Raw genomic sequence first — 1,643 nt, 5'->3', positions numbered from 1 at the left:
CCGGTACCGCCGGTTGCAATTGAGAGGTTCTGCGCTTGTGCGGAACCGAACAACATGGCGAGAGATACTGCAATTACTTTAATAAGCTTCATTTTTTGTCTCCTGTTTTACTTCTATGTAATTAAAGGCCTGGCATGCTGAAATTGATTTTTTGTAGCTCGCTGAGTAACTTTGCTTGCTGGTCTGCGCTGAGTTGCATGAGTGGTGGGCGTACGCGTAACCACTCTGGATCTTTACTGAAATGGGCAACTGCAGTTTTCATACCGGCAATCATTTGATACTGAGCAAATACAGAGCGTACTTGATCTAAGGCAGCTTGACGTTGATCTGCGTCAGATTCTCTCCAATGGGCTGCTAATTCAGCAATAGCCCTAGGGTTTACGTTAGCGGTTGCAGAGATACAGCCAACTCCGCCAGCACGAAGGGCGCGCATGAGGAAGATTTCACTGCCTGCGTAAACACGGAATCCTGATGGTGCTAATAGCTTGATAACAGATTCTGTGTAGGCCCAATCACCAGAACTGTCTTTCATACCGACAACAGTTTTGGGGTATTCCTTCGCTAAGCGCTCCAGCAAAGAAAGGCTAAGGTTGATCTTGGTGACAGGAGGGATGTTGTAAATGTAAATTTGCAAAGCTGTGTTGCCAACCTTTTGAATCACTTCTGAGAAGTAAGCAAAGAGACCATCATCAGTAATATCTTTGTAGTAGAACGGTGGCAGCATCAATACGCCGGCGCACTTATGTTCAAGCGCATGACGAGTCATATTGACCGCAGCATCAATAGATGTGGCACCCGTACCAGGCATCATGTGTGCTGGGTTTAAGCCGCCCTCTACTAGTGAGGTTAAGGTCGCCATCTTTTGGCGGGCAGACATAGAGTTGGCTTCAGAGTTCGTGCCGAAGATCGCTTGACCAACACCATTAGCCTCAAGCCATTGGCATTGCTTCAGTAATTTTTGCGCATCGGGACTACCGTCCTCTTTAAATGGAGTCAATACAGGTGAGAGCACTGCAGGTAGTGTGGAAGGGTGTAGGGAAATTGTCATACTTACTCCGTTTTAATTTTTTACTTCTGTCAGAAGTGTTTTTTTATTATAGAAAGCTTCTAAATTATCTATTGCTAAATTTGTCATCAATTGTCGCGTTTCAGAAGTAGCACTTCCAATATGCGGTGTTAATAAGACATTATCAAGATTTAGAAACCCGATGTTTGGATTTGGTTCATTTTCAAATACATCGAGTGCTGCACCAGCAATGATATTTTGCTGCAGTGCAACTAAAAGTGCGGTCTCATCCACCACGCTTCCACGTGCAATATTGATGAGGAAGCCCTTAGTGCCTAAGGCCGATAGGACTTCAGCGTTAACCATTTTCTCTGTTTCTGGGGTGGCAGGGCAGGCCAAGAAAAGAACATCAGATGCCTTTGCTAAAGATTGGATATCGGGAAAGTACTCATAAGGAACTTCTTTACGGCTTGGGCCAGTGTAGGCAATCTTGACTTTGAATGCCTCTAGGCGTTTAGCCAGGTCTTGTCCGATGCGACCCATTCCCGCAATGCCGACGCACTTACCGGCAAGAGTAGTGGTAACTGTAAATAAACCTTTTGACCAAGCTGCACTTTTAACAAATTCATGCGCTTGG

Annotated in this window: 2 protein-coding genes; both read right to left on the bottom strand. The window is 45.3% G+C overall.

Annotation, left to right across the window (positions count from 1 at the left end):
* Nucleotides 1–121: 121 nt before the first annotated feature.
* Nucleotides 122–1,048, bottom strand: a complete 927-nt coding sequence (locus B7X71_RS16540) for a dihydrodipicolinate synthase family protein (RefSeq protein WP_293601540.1) — start codon at nucleotides 1,046–1,048, stop codon at nucleotides 122–124.
* Nucleotides 1,049–1,060: 12 nt separating this feature from the next.
* Nucleotides 1,061–1,643 (bottom strand): NAD(P)-dependent oxidoreductase (locus tag B7X71_RS16535; RefSeq protein ID WP_293601539.1); only part of this gene is annotated, 583 nt, incomplete at its 5' end.

The organism is Polynucleobacter sp. 39-46-10 (assembly GCF_002282275.1).
This window is presented reverse-complemented; position numbering and strand designations above follow the sequence as displayed.

Coding starts and splice junctions, on each gene's coding strand:
- B7X71_RS16540 (WP_293601540.1), bottom strand. CDS start 1,048: ATGACAATTTCCCTACACCCTTCCACACTACCTGCAGTGCTCTCACCT.